This window comes from Citrobacter sp. C348, from assembly GCF_047467975.1.
GTDB classification, from domain to species: Bacteria; Pseudomonadota; Gammaproteobacteria; order Enterobacterales; family Enterobacteriaceae; genus Citrobacter; species Citrobacter gillenii.
Window position 1 is genome coordinate 43223 of sequence record NZ_JASJUJ010000014.1, and the last position, 16063, is coordinate 59285.

Below are 16063 nucleotides of genomic sequence, written 5' to 3' on the forward strand. Positions count from 1 at the left end.
GATACCTAGGGGATACCAACGAACGGTAAACACCGTGACCTATAAGTACTAAAATCTGCGTTTCCCAGCTTACTTAACCGATCACAGGGTCTGAAGCCCAACTGTACGATCTCGTACGGTTGCTCCCCAAACCAGGGGGCTTAACGCTAGAAGCGGCGTAGCCGCAGTTTGTGACAATTTCGGATATTTCCCGCATTTTTTAACAGGAAAAAATTTACTTTAAGGCGTATTAAGGTGTTTTTACCAATGGATGATGCCTCCAATGATAAGGGAAATGAACGATATAGACCGGGGCGGGTTACGGCTGTTAACGCTTGGTGAGATTAACTTGGCCCGTACCCTCTACGCTTTCACCATCCGCTATAACGAAGTCTGGATCCACCGCAGCAGCTATCTACCTTTCAACCTCCAAAAGAACAACTACGCCATGACGCCCAACGGCGAATTGTACTTTCAGGAAGGTACTTATGAGCCTGACTTTTCACAGCCGCATGTTAATAACGATCGCGTTGGTGGACAGCATCTTTTTTTACATGAAATGATGCACGTCTGGCAGCATCAGCGCGGGATGATGGTAAGGATGCGGGGCCTGTTCTCTTGGGCAGTTGATTACTATTACACGTTGGATAAGGCCATACTCTTGGATTACGGCTTAGAGCAGCAGGCTGCAATGGTGGTTGATTATTGGCTGCTTAAAACGTATGGATTCGGCAACCGCTCTGATTTGTATCGCCTCAAGGATTACGATCCATCTGAGCCTGTCCTTAGCCTCATATCCCGCTATGAGAAAGTGTTAGGGAGGTTCCCGCATTGAAACACTACTTTCTCATTCCTGCCTTTTTTGCGCTGGCTGGGTGTGGCGCTGGCGATAGCGTTCCCCCATGGCGTAGTTTCCCCATTATAAATAATTCACTTTGCTTCTCTGTTAATAAATCGGACGTTCTGAGCCGATACGGCGTTTATTCTGAGCAGGGGAATGAATACAAGACATTGGCGGAAAATTCGCATGTAGCTCTCTCCTATCCTGAAACGTGCTTAAAAATACCGATAACGCCGGGCTATATCTATGCGGCTTCATACACGTTGAACGGAAAGAATTACCGTTACAACTTTTTCATCGACAGAAACGGGAAAATATTAAGCACAAAATAAGGAGATCTATAAATGTCATTACCAGCTTATATGTATATTTATGATGAAAATGGACAGCTGATCAAAGGCAGTTGCATGGCGCTGGGCCGTGAGGGTGCAATTGAAATCATGAACAGCAGTTACGGTGCGTACCAAAACACATGCCGCAACACTGGTAAGCTGATGGGTTCGCGCGAACACAACGCTTTTACCCTGCACAAAGAGATTGATAAGACCTCGCCATATTTTGCGGTTGCAGTCTGCCAAAGTAAGCGGCTGCAAAAGGCAGTAATCCACTATTACGACATCAACGAGGCGGGTGTCGAATACGAGATTTACCGAATTACGCTTAACAACATCGTAATCATGTCCGTCAATGCTGCTCATGCTTATATGCCGGGTTCCCACACTCCGGGCATGATGGAAAATATCGCCATCACCTACTCAGGCATTGAGTGGTTTTATATCGAAGGGAATATCAAATACGACGATGACTGGAGCCGCCCGGTTGGTTACAACCAGCAGCAGAGGTAAATCGAATTGGCAGGCAGATGTGCTGAAAATAAAGACCACTTAGCAGACTGTCTGCAATACTCGTCGCTATTCCCGAACACGCTTACTTGCAATACGAGCGTACTTGGCGGGGTCAGTTTGGATATCGAAAATTATTGTACGTTAAGGGGGTTTGCTTGGCCTTTTGAAGATCCGCTGATTTCACGCCGCACTGCCAAGATTTTAAAGTGGGACTATGTCACACTGACATAGTAATAAATAGTTGATGGATCACTTTACTCCGTTGATGGCAACTCTTTCGGATTCAGCTATGTTAAATTGTTCTGCTAGTGTTGAGCCTGTAACCAACTGTTATTTTGTCCCTGATGTCTCTGTAGATTTGATTTTTTCGATCGCAATAATATTGCCTGACATCGCTTCATTGAGCACTTCAACTGCCGTGCTGGCATCTCGATTCTTGATCGACATATAGACCTTGATATGGGCTTCCACGCTTTCGAGGGTGATACCGAGCGCACGGTTAAGTTCTTCAAGATAGTAGTAATAGATGTCTTTAATCGAGTGCATCACGTTGTAGAACACGCTATTGTGCGATGCCCTGACAATCGCCAGATGGAACTCGTAGTCCGCTTCCGAGTACTTTTTGTAGTCACCCTTGTTTATCAGCATATTGTTCAGCGCGTCTTCGAGCTGGCGAATATCGTCATCGGTGGCGTGCGTGACCGCGAGCTCCACGCATTTGAACTCCACGGTCTGACGGAAAATCATCATATCGTGAAACTCTTCGCGGCTAAGGTGCATGATAGGGCGGGGATCGTTACTCAACATCTGCGGGGTGAAGTTTTCGCTCACATAGCTGCCGCTGCCCTGGCGCGTCACCACAATCCCCAGGTCACGAAAACGCTGTACTGCGCTGCGAACGCTGACCCGGCTGACGTTAAATGAGGTGGTCAGCTCCGCTTCTGAGGGCAAACGGCTACCCGGCGCCCAACTGCCGTCCAGCAGTTTGCCGCTTATCTGATCATAAATTTCATTTACAACATTCTGTTTTTGAATGGATTTTATGCTCAAGATGGATACCCGGTAAAATGTCGCTGAAGTGAGTTATTGTATAACAATTCACTTTTAAGAACAAAGCGCCCGATCGGGCGCTTTTCACCGTTAATCGAAACGAATGAGTACCTTAGCAGAGACATTTTTGTCTGTGGCGATAATCAACGCGTCTTCAATTTGCTGTGGCGGGAACTCGGCGCTGATAAGCGGGCGAGGATCGACGCGCCCATCTTCCAGCCAGCGTACCGCGGTGATGAACTCACCGATAAAGCGAAATGAGCCGACCCAGTTGAGTTCTTTAACCAGCATCGGCGACACCGGCCAGCTTACCGGGCTGGCGCCCATACCCACCTGGACAATGGTGCCGGCAGGTCGGGTGAAATCGACGGTGGATGCCACGGCAATCGGCGCGCCGGAGGCCTCAAACACGACATCAAAGTAGCCTTTATGCTGCTGATAATGGGCGACCTGTTCTTCATCGCGCGGATCCATCACCGCCGTGGCCCCCATCTGGCGTGCCAGTTCCAGACAGCGTGGGCTGAGATCGGACGCCACCAGTTCAGATGCCCCGGCACTGCGCGCCGCCGCGAGGATCAGGCAGCCAATGGGGCCTGCGCCAATCACCAGAACGCGTTTGCCGGTCAACTGGCCCGCCTTTTTTACCGCATGAATGGCGACCGCCAGCGGCTCCGAAAAAGCCATCACGTTTGCAGGTACGCGGCTATCGTAAGGGATGCATTGCTCCGGTTTTACCACCACATACTCAGAAAAGCCGCCATTCACATGTGGATTGAACTGCGCGCTGCCCATAAAGCGCATGGAGCCGCACAGATTTTGATGGCCGGAAAGGCACATCTCGCACTGATTGCAGGGGCAAGACGGGTTTACCGCAACCGTCTGACCTACTTTCAGCTCGCTGCCTGCGGGCACTTTGCTGATCACGCCAACAAACTCATGGCCAATCACCATCGGATGTTTGAGGACAGACATCCCCGCGCGGCCATGCTGATAGTAGTGAATATCAGAGCCACAGATGCCGCCGCAGGCGACTTTCACAACGACGTCATGTTCACCGTGCTCGATTTCACGTGATTCAAAACGTACGTCTTTTTCCGCATGGGCCAGACAAGCGTTACAGGTTATTTTTTCCATTTTGATAATGACCTCATTATTTGTTGGCAGTTGCCGGATTAATGGCATTCTTATCCGCGGTGTCGGCATTCTTTTTTTCAGGCAGGATCACTTCAATTTTACCCACCAGGAATATGTAGGCTAATAAGCCCAGTCCGGCGACGCCTGCGATATACCACATGGCATACTGGAAATTTTGCGTGCGCTGAAGAATAACCCCAATAACAATTGGGCTAACGATCCCCGAAAGGTTGCCGCAAATATTTAAAAAGCCGCCCATGGTGCCGAGGAAATTACGGGGGATCACATCGCTCCAGACCACCCAACCCAGGTTTGAAAAGGCGTTAGCAAAGAACGCAACAGACAAAATAACAATCGCAATAACCGGCTGGTTTTCAAAGAAGTTCACCAGGCCAATAATCATGGTGACGCACAGGCCTGCCATAACGGGTAATTTTCGGGCCAGCGTTCGGGATTTGCCTTTTTTCAGCAGCATGTCGCTTAACGTGCCGCCACAGAGCACCCCAAGCATCGCCATAATATAGGGCAGCATGGCACCCATCCCGGCTTTGGAAATAGAGAGATGCAGCCCTTTTTCCAGGTAAACAATAAACCATGTCAGGAAGAAATAGAGCGTAGACGAGCAGGCAAATTGGGTGATGAACAGACCCCAAATCGTTTTTTTACTGAGGAAGAATTTTATATCTTGCCAGCTGATTTTTGCACTCACGGAGGATTGGTTCACCGAGCCATAGCCGCCGCCCGCTTTGATGTAATCCAGCTCGGCCTGGTTCACAGCGGTGCTGTGTTGTGGATCGCGGTAATACATAAGCCAGTAGATGCCAAACAGAATCCCAGCACCACCGGACAGATAGAATGACATTTCCCAACCGTAGTTAGCCACAATAAAGGCGAGGGCAGGAGTCAGCAGCGCGAGACCAAGATATTGCGCACTGGAATAAATCGCGGTTGCACGGGCACGTTCATGGTCCGGGAACCAGGTGGCGATTATTTTTGTGTTAGACGGGAAGGACGGCGCTTCGGCAACACCAATTAATGCGCGGCAGGCCAGAAGCATTGCAAATGAAGCGGTTGCCGTCGCGAATAAATGATGTGAAGCGAACCCCATCATAAAGGTAAAAATACTCCACAGAATAATCGCACCACCGTAAAGAATACGTGATCCAATGCGATCAAGGACATAGCCGACAGGGATTTGGCTGGCAGCGTAGGCCCAGGTAAACATGGAGAAAAGCAAACCCAGTTGTGTTGGCGTCAGACTGAAATCATTCTGGATATTCGAACCAGCAACGGCAAGATTGGCGCGATCCATATAATTAATTGCAGTCACAATAAACAGCAATGTGAGAATAAAGAGTCGTTGTCTTGAAGCCTTCATAATAATACCTGTGTTATATCGGCATGCATCGAGGAGAACACATGCCATCAATTTTAAAGGCGAGTAGGTAGAGTACGGGCGGTTTATAACACTGCGAGCCAGCCGCCATCGACGTAAATAATTTGCCCGTTGATATAATCTGATGCTTTGGATGATAAGAAGACGGCGGTGCCGATGAGCTCTTCCGGACGACCCCAACGCTGGGAAGGGTTGCTGCTTTTCACCCAAGCGTCGAACTGCTTGTCTTCGATAAGCGCGGTGTTCATGTCGGTCAGGATGTAACCCGGCCCAATGGCGTTGGTCTGGATATTAAACTGCGCCCATTCTGCGGCCATCGAACAGGTGAGCATTTTGATGCCGCCTTTTGCCGCCGTGTACGGGGCCACTGTCGGGCGGGCCGCCTGGCTGGTGAGCGAGCCGATATTAATGATTTTGCCGCCGCTGTTGCGGGCAATCATCCGTTTCGCCGCCGTGCGGGAGACCAAAAACGCGCTGGTCAGGTTGGTATCGATCACCTTCTGCCAGTTTTCCAGCTCCAGTTCGACCATCGGTTTGCGGTACTGAATACCGGCGTTATTGATCAGGATATCAACACTGATCCCCTCAGCATCAAGTTTGCTAAAAGCCGCCTCAATCGCCTGTTCATCGGTGACGTCGAACGCCACACCATGTGCGTCGTAGCCTTTGCTTGTCAGCGTATCCACGGATTCGGCCAGCAGCGTGTCGCGAATATCATTCAGGATGACCCGTGCGCCCGCAGCGGCAAGGCCCTCTGCGTAGGCAAAGCCCAGTCCACGTGCAGAACCCGTTACCAGCGCCGTTTTCCCGGTTAAATCAAATAAAGCGGTCATGTTGTTTCCTCATTCGTTTAATTTGTATGACGACTGTCTTATTTAAGGTTGAATTTTCGCCCTGATAAAATCAACAGTTCACCCATTAATTTGCAACAAGGATCACAAACAGCTCCACGTGGCGAGCGCTTTAATTCAATTAATTAATTGAATTATAAATATATATTGAATTTAAATTGAATGCAATTTGATCACTGTCACAGAATGGCGCTCGCAGCGTTCCTCTGCAAAAGAAGCGTGATATAACAGTGTTAAGTTGTAGGACAACTTACAAATATGCGTCATGTCATCCACAACGGTATGACATGCGGTAAATTCGCTGAGTTGAGGAGTGAAAGTGAGTAACCTGAAAATTACCAACGTGAAAACGATTCTGACGGCGCCGGGCGGCATTGATTTGGCGGTCGTTAAGATAGAGACCAACGAGCCGGGGCTGTATGGGCTGGGATGCGCGACATTTACCCAGCGTATCTTCGCGGTAAAAAGCGCGATCGATGAGTATATGGCGCCTTTTCTGATTGGCAAAGATCCGACGCGTATTGAGGACATCTGGCAGTCGGGCGTGGTGAGCGGCTACTGGCGCAATGGCCCGATCATGAACAATGCGTTGTCCGGCGTGGACATGGCGCTGTGGGATATCAAAGGTAAGCTGGCGGGGATGCCGGTTTATGACCTGCTGGGCGGCAAATGCCGTGATGGGATCCCACTGTACTGCCACACCGACGGCGGTGATGAAGTGGAAGTGGAAGATAACATCCGCGCCAGAATGGAAGAGGGCTACCAGTACGTTCGCTGCCAGATGGGGATGTACGGCGGCGCGGGGACCGATGACCTCAAACTGATCGCCACGCAGCTGGCGCGGGCGAAGAACGTTCAGCCGAAGCGTTCACCGCGCAGCAAAACGCCCGGCATCTACTTTGACCCGGACGCCTACGCCAAAAGCGTCCCACGTCTGTTCGACCACCTGCGTAACAAGCTCGGCTTTGGCATCGAATTTATTCATGATGTGCACGAGCGCGTCACCCCGGTGACCGCCATTAACTTGTCCAAAACGCTCGAACAGTATCAGCTGTTTTATCTTGAAGATCCGGTGGCACCGGAAAACATCGACTGGCTGAAAATGCTGCGCCAGCAGTCTTCCACTCCGATATCCATGGGTGAGCTGTTTGTGAATGTGAATGAGTGGAAGCCGCTCATCGACAACAAGCTCATCGACTACATTCGCTGCCACGTGAGCACCATCGGCGGCATTACGCCGGCGAAGAAACTTGCTGTCTACAGCGAACTGAACGGTGTGCGCACCGCATGGCACGGGCCGGGCGACATTTCTCCGGTCGGGGTCTGCGCCAATATGCATCTGGATTTGAGTTCACCGAACTTTGGCATTCAGGAATATACGCCAATGAACGACGCGCTGCGTGATGTCTTCCCGGGCTGCCCTGAGATTGACCACGGTTATGCCTATCTGAACGATAAGCCGGGTCTGGGTATTGACATTGATGAAGCCAAAGCGGCGAAATATCCGTGCGAGGGGGGGATCCCGTCCTGGACAATGGCGCGCACACCAGACGGTACGGCCTCAAGACCGTAAGCAATGAAGGCCCGGCTTGCATCTGCCGGGTCTTATTCCCGACGTCCTGATGGACTCCGTTTTAGAAACAGAAATTATTGTATATTGAGGCTGCTTTTTAATCAGTGGTCACTTCTCTATAAAGAGCCTGAATACGGCATATCTGTGAGGGACTGTACCCTGTCGCGTCTGCCGTTTCCCGGATACTCAGCTTCTTAATCTGGCGGCAGTACAGGACTTTTTGATGCCGTTCTTGATCGGCCTGCTTACCCCGGTATTTTCCCTGCGTATGGGCCCTCTCAATCCCCTGTTTTTGCCGCTGACGGCGACTCAGCCAGTCCTTATGCGACATTGCGGCCATCAGATCGATAAGCATATTATTGATGGCGGTTATAACGGCGCGTGTGATCGGGTCAGCCTGCGAGGGGTCTTCATCCGACAACGCCAGCCATGAGGTGGGCACATCCAGGCTGACAATCCGAAGCTCGTGTTGTTCTATCTGCTTTTTCAGCGTCATCCAGTCACTGTTGCTCAGACGGGTCAGGCGGTCTATCTGCTCGACCAGCAAAATATCATTGTGGTGACTGTCCATCAGCAAGCGTCCCAGTTCCGGGCGGTCAAGTTTTGTACCGCTGATATTCTCCCGGTAGTAACTGGCTATTTTATGTCCCCGCTCCTGAACGAACTGCTCCAGCATCTCTTTTGCCCGATCGACGAACTGATCTTCCGTCGATGCCCTCAAGTAAGCTCTGATGAACATTTTTTCACCACATTATCGCATTTAGGTTATTGCATTTATTCTATCGCATATAGGTTATGTCATTTGACGTGCACCGTCACATTTTGGTTATGGCGTCAGGGCGTACCCTTATGCGATAAGCATTTTTGTTAAAAATTCCGAACCGAATAATTTATGAGGGAAACTATATGGCAAGGAGGTAGATTCTTTCTCTGTCGGAAAGAGAATCAATACTGGCATTGCCAGATGATGAGTTAACGCTGACCCGAATGGCCTATTTCAGTGAGCATGATCTGGCACTTATCAGTGCTCACCGTAAACCTGCCAGCCATTTTGGTTTTGCCGTCCTTCTTTGCTACCTGAAAAATGTCGGCTTTGCTCCGGATAAAAAAATCCCACCCTCTGATGCGCTGCTGAAACATATCGCCAGCAGGCTAAAGCTTACCGAGGAACTCTGGCCTGCTTACCTTTCCGGCAGGGATACGACCCGGCGTGAGCGTTTAACCGAACTGTACCGCTATCTTGGCGTTAAGGCGTTCACCGGCAAAATACAGCAGGACTGTATTACGCACCTGTTGTCGATGGCGACGCGCACCGATAAAGGTATTCTCCTGGCCGAAGAGTTACTGGTCTGGCTCCGGCAGAACAACGTGATAATTCCCGCGATTGATGTCGTGGAGCGTACCTGTGCGGAGGCCATGGCTGGCGGAGATAAAATCGTATTTCAGACTCTGAATGCCCCGTTAACTCCGGCGCACAGGAATGCCCTGGATCGTTTACTTGAGTCATCAGATAATCAGCCTTCCAAGCTGACATGGCTTCTGCAACCGCCGGGTAAAATCAATGGTAAGAACGTGCTGCAACATCTTGATCGGCTCAGCAGCATTGAATCGCTGGCATTACCTGAAGGTATAGATCGTACCATTCACCAGAACCGGTTGCTGAAACTGGCGCGTGAAGGCCGAAAGATGAGCAGCCGGGATTTGACCCGATTTTCAGCAGCCCGCCGTCATGCGATCCTGGTCTGCGTGCTGGAAGAAGCCAGGGCCACACTGACAGACGAAGTGATTGAGCTGCATGAGCGAATGCTGAACAGCCTTTTCAACAAAACCAAAAGAACACAGGCTGAGCGCCTTCAGCAGACCGGAAAGCTGATCCAGTCCAAACTGAGGCAGTACATCGATGTTGGTCAGGCGCTGTCTGATGCCCGCGACTCCGGTGGCGATCCATGGCTCGCAATAGAAAACATACTCCCGTGGCCTGAATTTGTCGCCAGTCTGGAGGAAACACGCCATCTCGCCAGAAAAAATAATTTTGACCCGCAGCATAATATTACTGAGAAATACAGCACATTACGGAAATATGCCCCGCGCATGTTGTCCGCTTTACAGTTAGTCGCAACCCATTAACGACACTATCAGCATATTCAAGGCGTTTGCCGGCATCAGGGAACGGGGAGTTCCATCAGCACGACTTTGGTGAATCTGATCGTTCTCATAGGGCTTTCTTTTATGCTCCAGCAATCTTCCGGAGATACCTCGGGGATACTTTACAGATGGAAATACGGGTAATTGCAGGTCAGTATCGGCTGTTTTAAAAATCATTAACTAACTGTTTTTCAATGAAAAATGCGAATAGTTATTGATCTGGACACTAATTAACAATTGATGATTTTGCCAACAGTACACATAGCGCGATATACTAAAAATTCTCGCAGCAACTGAACGTTGAGCCTATGAAATACGATACATCCGAGCTTTGTGACATCTACCAGGAAGATGTCAACGTCGTGGAACCACTGTTCTCTAACTTTGGGGGGCGGTCGTCGTTTGGCGGACAAATCATTACGGTAAAATGTTTCGAGGACAACGGGTTGCTGTACGATCTGCTCGAACAAAATGGCCGTGGTCGCATTCTGCTGGTCGATGGCGGCGGCTCTGTCCGTCGTGCGCTGGTTGATGCCGAACTGGCGCGCCTGGCGGTACAGAATGAATGGGAAGGTCTGGTCATCTACGGTTCAGTACGCCAGGTAGACGATCTGGAAGAACTGGACATCGGTATCCAGGCAATTGCCGCTATTCCGGTGGGTGCCGCAGGTGAAGGCATTGGAGAAAGCGATGTGCGCGTCAACTTCGGTGGCGTGACGTTCTTCTCCGGCGACCACCTGTACGCCGACAATACCGGGATGATCCTCTCCGAAGACCCGCTCGATATCGAGTAATCGAAAAAGGCCATCAGCAAATTTGATGGCCTTTTATTTTCATTCATCCGATTTGTAGTGGATGACTTTCACATCATAATTCCCAGCTCTATCTTCAACAACGACACTCATCATCTCGCGACTTGCAGGATAAGATTCAACGTATGCGTTTAATTTTTCCTGTGCTCTCTGAACATCACTCTTTGGTATCCCCGTAAAAACTATTTCACTGCGTTGAAGATGGCTACCTTCATCTGCATGGCTTACAAAAAACCAGTCGCTGGATACCCTTGGAACCTGTTTAAGAGGTTCTGGCGTTAACAGCTGATAAATTAATAAATCCTTCTGCACATAGTTTTTTTTGTAAAGATGCTCATCATGAAATAACAATACAACAGCGCAAAGAAAATTATAAAGCCAATAATAACACCTGATATACGAGACATCATATGCGGAGTTCCCAAACATAATCAGGATTTGCAACAGGTTTTATTACATCCATAAATAAAGGTAACTCCCCTGAATAGGGTTCATGTTTCGTCCCCTTATCTAAGGGATCGGGAAACAGTAACGGAATGACGCTTTTATTCTTAAATTCACCAACCGGACCATAGAAGTCCCATATACGATAAGCCTTTTCTTTCGAACATATCTGAAGATAAGAGGTGTAATCTGCATAATTTACTGCTTGGTAAAAACCAAATAAATTCGATACCAAATCTTCGGCACTATAGCCACTATCGGTTAAATAAACGTAAGGCCAAAAATCCTGTAAGGATTCAAAACGATGTGACGTACTTAAGAAAATCGATAAAGCAATACCTTGCAGAGTTCGTTCCTGCAATCCTCGTCGCACCATAAATCTACGGTATATGCCGGTATTAATATTTAGGCTATGAATACTTTTGGACATACTTTGATGGTAATTTACTTCATAATATTCGCTATCACCACCACGAACCCTTGTCATTTCAAACCATAGCTTTTCAGCTCCAGTCGGATTGGCATGACCTAAATCAATCCATCCTAGATTCTCTGTATAGATAAGACCATATCTAATATCTCTGGTGATAAATCGATCCGAATTATCAATAATATCGTTTCTTTTTGTCATATCGTATTCTTTGAGATTTGAGAATCACGATATCCTATAGTCTACATAGTAAAAAGGCATCCATAATGGATGCCTTTTTCAAGAAATCAGAATTAGACTTCTTCCATACGACCTAAAAGGGCATGCAGACGATCCTGCCAGCCGCTCTGCTGTTCTTTCAGGCTGTTGTTCTCACGCTCCAGCTCTTCACGCTGCTGCTGTGCAGACTGAACTTCCTGCGACAGTGAGTTGTTTTTTTCTTTCAGCTCTTCGATTTCCATCTGCAACAGCGTGATGGTATCAATCGCCTGCTGTACTTTTGCTTCCAGTTTCTCAAACACTTCTAATGACATCGTCATACCTCTCCTGAATTGCAAGGCGTTGATGGATATAAATCCTCGTCCCGATAACGGTGACGCCTTAATAAAAACGCGCGTTCTCTACTTAGCACCGATTGTATGAAGCCGCGCCATCCCTGTCCAGCAGCATCCCGCGTAGATTGCGGTTTGCAACACTTTTAATCCTTGTCCTGGCGACAAACACCCTATAGCTCAAAAGTGTTAACATATTGGTTAATGAAATGATTCAGCTCACACTAATTATGTATTACAAATGCCTCGTTATGGCGCGAAAACGCTCATTTTGTTGATGCAGTACACACATTTCAATTTCGATATTTCTCGTTTTTGCTCGTTAACGATAAATTAACAGTGTGCCTACCGGGCTCCGGGGATGTCAGTGACCTTCTCGCACACAATAAACATTAATCTCTCTTCAGGATCCGATTATGAGTCAAACATCAACCTTGAAAGGCCAGTGCATTGCTGAATTCCTCGGTACCGGGTTGTTGATTTTCTTCGGTGTGGGCTGTGTCGCTGCACTCAAAGTCGCTGGGGCGACTTTTGGGCAGTGGGAAATCAGTATCATCTGGGGTCTGGGGGTAGCGATGGCTATCTATCTGACAGCAGGCGTTTCTGGTGCACACCTGAATCCGGCGGTCACAATCGCACTTTGGCTGTTTGCCTGCTTTGATAAGCGTAAAGTCGTACCTTTTATCATTTCACAAATTGCCGGCGCCTTTTGCGCAGCAGCTTTGGTTTACGGGCTTTATTACAATCTTTTCATCGATTTCGAACAAACCAACCATATCGTGCGCGGTAGCGCTGAAAGCCTCAATCTGGCAGGGACATTCTCAACATATCCAAACCCGCATATCAATTTTGTGCAGGCCTTCGCAGTTGAAATGGTCATTACCGCTATTCTGATGGGGCTGATTTTGGCACTGACCGACGATGGTAACGGTGTGCCACGTGGACCACTGGCGCCACTGCTGATCGGTTTATTGATCGCAGTTATTGGTGCCTCTATGGGACCACTGACCGGTTTTGCAATGAACCCGGCACGTGACTTCGGACCGAAACTCTTCGCCTGGATGGCTGGATGGGGTGAGATTGCCTTCACGGGCGGTCGCGATATTCCTTACTTCCTGGTACCGGTGTTTGGCCCGATTACCGGCGCGATTTTGGGCGCATGGGCATATCGCAAACTGATTGGTCGCCATTTGCCGTGCGATGTCTGCGCGATTGAAGAGAAAGACGTCGCGGCCAACACTCAACAAAAAGCTTCGCAGTAATGTGACTACGGGACAAAAATCATGACTGAAAAAAAATATATCGTTGCGCTCGACCAGGGCACTACCAGCTCCCGCGCGGTCGTAATGGACCACGATGCAAATATTGTTAGCGTTTCACAACGCGAATTCGAGCAAATCTACCCGAAAGCCGGTTGGGTAGAACACGACCCGATGGAAATTTGGGCGACTCAAAGCTCTACGCTGGTAGAAGTGCTGGCGAAAGCCGATATCAGTTCCGACGAAATTGCCGCGATCGGGATTACCAACCAGCGCGAAACCACCATCGTCTGGGAGCGTGAAACCGGTAAACCTATCTATAACGCCATTGTCTGGCAGTGTCGTCGTACCGCGGATATTTGCGAGAAACTTAAGCGCGACGGTATGGAAGACTATGTCCGTAACAACACCGGGCTGGTCATTGACCCGTACTTCTCTGGCACCAAAGTGAAGTGGATCCTCGACCACGTAGAGGGCTCGCGTGAGCGCGCTCGTCGCGGCGAACTGTTGTTTGGTACCGTGGACACCTGGCTTATCTGGAAAATGACTCAGGGGCGCGTACACGTAACGGATTACACCAACGCCTCACGTACCATGCTGTTCAACATCCATACCCTGGACTGGGACGACAAAATGCTGGACGCACTGGACGTCCCGCGTGCCATGCTGCCGGAAGTGCGTCGTTCTTCTGAAGTCTACGGTCAGACCAACATTGGCGGTAAAGGCGGCACGCGTATTCCTATCTCGGGTATCGCGGGTGACCAGCAGGCCGCACTGTTCGGTCAGCTGTGCGTGAAAGAAGGGATGGCGAAAAACACCTACGGCACCGGCTGCTTCATGCTGATGAATACCGGCGAGAAAGCCGTGAAGTCTGAAAACGGGCTGCTGACCACCATCGCCTGCGGTCCGACCGGGGAAGTAAACTATGCGCTGGAAGGCGCGGTGTTTATGGCCGGCGCATCCATTCAGTGGCTGCGTGATGAAATGAAACTCATCAGCGATGCGTTCGACTCCGAATACTTCGCCACCAAAGTGAAGGACACCAACGGTGTGTACGTCGTTCCGGCATTCACCGGTCTGGGTGCGCCATACTGGGACCCGTATGCGCGTGGTGCCATCTTTGGCCTGACCCGTGGCGTTAACTCCAACCACATCATCCGTGCAACGCTTGAGTCTATCGCTTATCAGACCCGTGACGTGCTGGAAGCAATGCAGGCCGACTCCGGTATTCGTCTGCACGCGCTGCGTGTCGACGGTGGCGCGGTCGCCAACAACTTCCTGATGCAGTTCCAGTCCGACATTCTTGGCACCCGCGTTGAGCGCCCGGAAGTACGTGAAGTGACTGCACTGGGTGCCGCATACCTGGCAGGTCTGGCCGTTGGCTTCTGGCAAAACCTGGATGAACTGCAGGAAAAAGCGGTCATCGAGCGTGAATTCCGCCCAGGCATCGAAACCACCGAACGTAACTTCCGTTACAGCGGCTGGAAAAAAGCGGTTAAACGCGCCCTGGCGTGGGAAGACCACGAAGAGTAACCCGTCATTGCCGGATGGCACGGCCTACTGATACGAATCTGACGTAGGCCGGATAAGACGCGTTAGCGTCGCCATTCGGCAATATCTTCGTGCGGGGCAATCCCGCACGCACATCAATAATCCCGCCCTCTCCCCTGTGCTACACTTCGCGCCATTCCTTTCTGCTACGAGTTTGCAATGAGACGAGAACTTGCCATTGAATTTTCACGCGTAACCGAAGCGGCGGCGCTGGCTGGCTATAAATGGCTGGGACGCGGCGATAAAAATACCGCCGACGGCGCAGCGGTACACGCCATGCGTATTATGCTCAACCAGGTCAATATTGACGGCACCATCGTGATTGGCGAAGGTGAAATTGATGAAGCGCCGATGCTGTTTATCGGTGAGAAAGTCGGTACCGGTCACGGCGATGCCGTAGACATTGCGGTCGACCCTATCGAAGGTACGCGCATGACGGCAATGGGCCAGGCGAATGCGCTGGCGGTCCTCGCAGTTGGTGACAAAGGCTGTTTCCTCAACGCGCCAGATATGTACATGGAGAAGTTGATTGTCGGCCCTGGCGCCAAAGGGGCTATCGACCTGAACCTGCCGCTGGAAACAAACCTACGTAATGTCGCCGCCGCACTCAACAAGCCGCTCGGCGATCTGACCGTGACGATTCTGGCCAAACCTCGCCACGATGAGGTGATCGCAGAGATGGCGAAACTGGGCGTACGTGTGTTTGCCATTCCCGACGGCGATGTCGCGGCCTCCATTCTGACCTGTATGCCAGACAGCGAAGTTGACGTGCTGTACGGCATTGGCGGCGCGCCGGAAGGTGTCGTTTCTGCCGCCGTCATCCGCGCGCTGGACGGCGACATGCAGGGCCGTTTGCTGGCACGTCATGACGTCAAAGGCGACAGCGAAGAAAACCGCCGTATCGGCGAACAGGAACTGGCCCGCTGCCAGGCGATGGGTATTGAAGCCGGTAAAGCGCTGCGTCTGGACGAAATGGCACGTAGCGATAACGTTATCTTCTCCGCGACCGGGATCACCAAAGGCGATCTGTTGGATGGGATCAGCCGTAAAGGCAATATCGCCACCACCGAAACGCTGCTGATCCGCGGTAAGTCACGCACGATCCGTCGTATTCAGTCCATTCACTATCTCGATCGCAAAGATCCTGATGTGCAGGCGCATATCCTGTAACAAATTTGTTTGATTGAGCCTTCCAGCCCTTC

General features: G+C 50.2%; 16 protein-coding genes and 1 pseudogene. 9 read left to right on the forward strand and 8 right to left on the reverse strand.

What is annotated here, in order from left to right; translation table 11 throughout:
* The first annotated feature begins 262 nt into the window (after positions 1–262).
* From QNN86_RS21305 to QNN86_RS21315, 3 genes are read left to right on the forward strand one after another with little or no spacing between them, the layout of a single operon-like run.
* Positions 263–814: a type IV secretion protein Rhs gene (locus QNN86_RS21305; protein ID WP_096758817.1), complete on the forward strand. Its 552-nt coding sequence runs from the start codon at positions 263–265 to the stop codon at positions 812–814.
* Complete coding sequence (locus QNN86_RS21310; protein WP_414212302.1) at positions 811–1152, forward strand: putative T6SS immunity periplasmic lipoprotein; 342 nt, start codon at positions 811–813, stop codon at positions 1150–1152. Before QNN86_RS21305 ends, QNN86_RS21310 begins: the two co-directional genes overlap by 4 nt.
* A 12-nt stretch (positions 1153–1164) precedes the next feature.
* Complete coding sequence (locus tag QNN86_RS21315) at positions 1165–1665, forward strand: Hcp family type VI secretion system effector (protein ID WP_414212303.1); 501 nt, start codon at positions 1165–1167, stop codon at positions 1663–1665.
* 330 nt (positions 1666–1995) lie between these two features.
* Here QNN86_RS21315 and QNN86_RS21320 read toward each other — a convergent pair whose 3' ends face one another.
* The 4 genes from QNN86_RS21320 to QNN86_RS21335 all read right to left on the reverse strand — a co-directional run bounded on the left by QNN86_RS21320 (position 1996) and on the right by QNN86_RS21335 (position 6078).
* A complete protein-coding gene (locus tag QNN86_RS21320) occupies positions 1996–2715 on the reverse strand; it encodes a FadR/GntR family transcriptional regulator (RefSeq protein WP_181618125.1) in 720 nt (239 codons plus the stop codon).
* 90 nt (positions 2716–2805) lie between these two features.
* Complete coding sequence (gene idnD / locus QNN86_RS21325; RefSeq protein ID WP_181618126.1) at positions 2806–3897, reverse strand: L-idonate 5-dehydrogenase; 1092 nt, start codon at positions 3895–3897, stop codon at positions 2806–2808.
* Positions 3866–5227 carry an MFS transporter gene (locus QNN86_RS21330; RefSeq protein WP_181618127.1) on the reverse strand — a complete coding sequence of 454 codons (1362 nt, stop codon included), beginning with the start codon at positions 5225–5227 and terminating at the stop codon, positions 3866–3868. Before QNN86_RS21330 ends, idnD begins: the two co-directional genes overlap by 32 nt.
* Positions 5228–5310: 83 nt before the next feature.
* A complete protein-coding gene (locus QNN86_RS21335) occupies positions 5311–6078 on the reverse strand; it encodes an SDR family oxidoreductase (RefSeq protein ID WP_181618128.1) in 768 nt (255 codons plus the stop codon).
* Between the two features lie 337 nt (positions 6079–6415).
* On the opposite strand from QNN86_RS21335, the gene QNN86_RS21340 reads away from it, so the two are divergent.
* The gene (locus tag QNN86_RS21340) at positions 6416–7669 is read left to right on the forward strand and encodes an enolase C-terminal domain-like protein (RefSeq protein WP_181618129.1); all 1254 of its coding nucleotides are present in this window, start codon (positions 6416–6418) and stop codon (positions 7667–7669) included.
* A gap of 97 nt (positions 7670–7766) precedes the next feature.
* Here the strand turns inward: QNN86_RS21340 and QNN86_RS21345 are convergent, their stop codons facing one another.
* Positions 7767–8408 (reverse strand): recombinase family protein, encoded by a 642-nt coding sequence (locus QNN86_RS21345; protein ID WP_181618130.1) that lies wholly within the window; start codon positions 8406–8408, stop codon positions 7767–7769.
* Between the two features lie 182 nt (positions 8409–8590).
* Here QNN86_RS21345 and QNN86_RS21350 point away from each other — a divergent pair.
* Positions 8591–9790, forward strand: a pseudogene (locus QNN86_RS21350) (DUF4158 domain-containing protein); the annotation flags it as partial.
* Between the two features lie 332 nt (positions 9791–10122).
* The gene (rraA, locus tag QNN86_RS21355) at positions 10123–10608 is read left to right on the forward strand and encodes a ribonuclease E activity regulator RraA (RefSeq protein WP_096758819.1); all 486 of its coding nucleotides are present in this window, start codon (positions 10123–10125) and stop codon (positions 10606–10608) included.
* A 39-nt stretch (positions 10609–10647) separates the two neighbouring features.
* On the opposite strand, the gene QNN86_RS21360 is transcribed toward rraA, so the two are convergent.
* From QNN86_RS21360 to zapB, 3 genes are all read right to left on the reverse strand, one after another.
* Entirely contained in the window at positions 10648–10938 is a 291-nt protein-coding gene (locus tag QNN86_RS21360; RefSeq protein WP_414212304.1) for a hypothetical protein, read from the reverse strand.
* 94 nt (positions 10939–11032) lie between these two features.
* Positions 11033–11701 carry a hypothetical protein gene (locus tag QNN86_RS21365; protein WP_414212305.1) on the reverse strand — a complete coding sequence of 223 codons (669 nt, stop codon included), beginning with the start codon at positions 11699–11701 and terminating at the stop codon, positions 11033–11035.
* Positions 11702–11793: 92 nt separating this feature from the next.
* On the reverse strand, positions 11794–12039 hold the full coding sequence (zapB, locus tag QNN86_RS21370; protein ID WP_115259761.1) for a septal ring assembly protein ZapB: 246 nt from the start codon (positions 12037–12039) through the stop codon (positions 11794–11796).
* Between the two features lie 428 nt (positions 12040–12467).
* Here zapB and QNN86_RS21375 point away from each other — a divergent pair, with 428 nt between their 5' ends.
* The 3 genes from QNN86_RS21375 to glpX all read left to right on the forward strand — a co-directional run bounded on the left by QNN86_RS21375 (position 12468) and on the right by glpX (position 16031).
* Positions 12468–13313, forward strand: coding sequence for an MIP/aquaporin family protein (locus QNN86_RS21375; RefSeq protein WP_096758820.1), 846 nt, complete (start codon positions 12468–12470; stop codon positions 13311–13313).
* Between the two features lie 21 nt (positions 13314–13334).
* Positions 13335–14843, forward strand: coding sequence for a glycerol kinase GlpK (gene glpK, locus QNN86_RS21380; RefSeq protein ID WP_096758821.1), 1509 nt, complete (start codon positions 13335–13337; stop codon positions 14841–14843).
* Positions 14844–15020: 177 nt separating this feature from the next.
* Positions 15021–16031, forward strand: coding sequence for a class II fructose-bisphosphatase (gene glpX / locus QNN86_RS21385; RefSeq protein WP_096758822.1), 1011 nt, complete (start codon positions 15021–15023; stop codon positions 16029–16031).
* Positions 16032–16063: the final 32 nt, after the last annotated feature.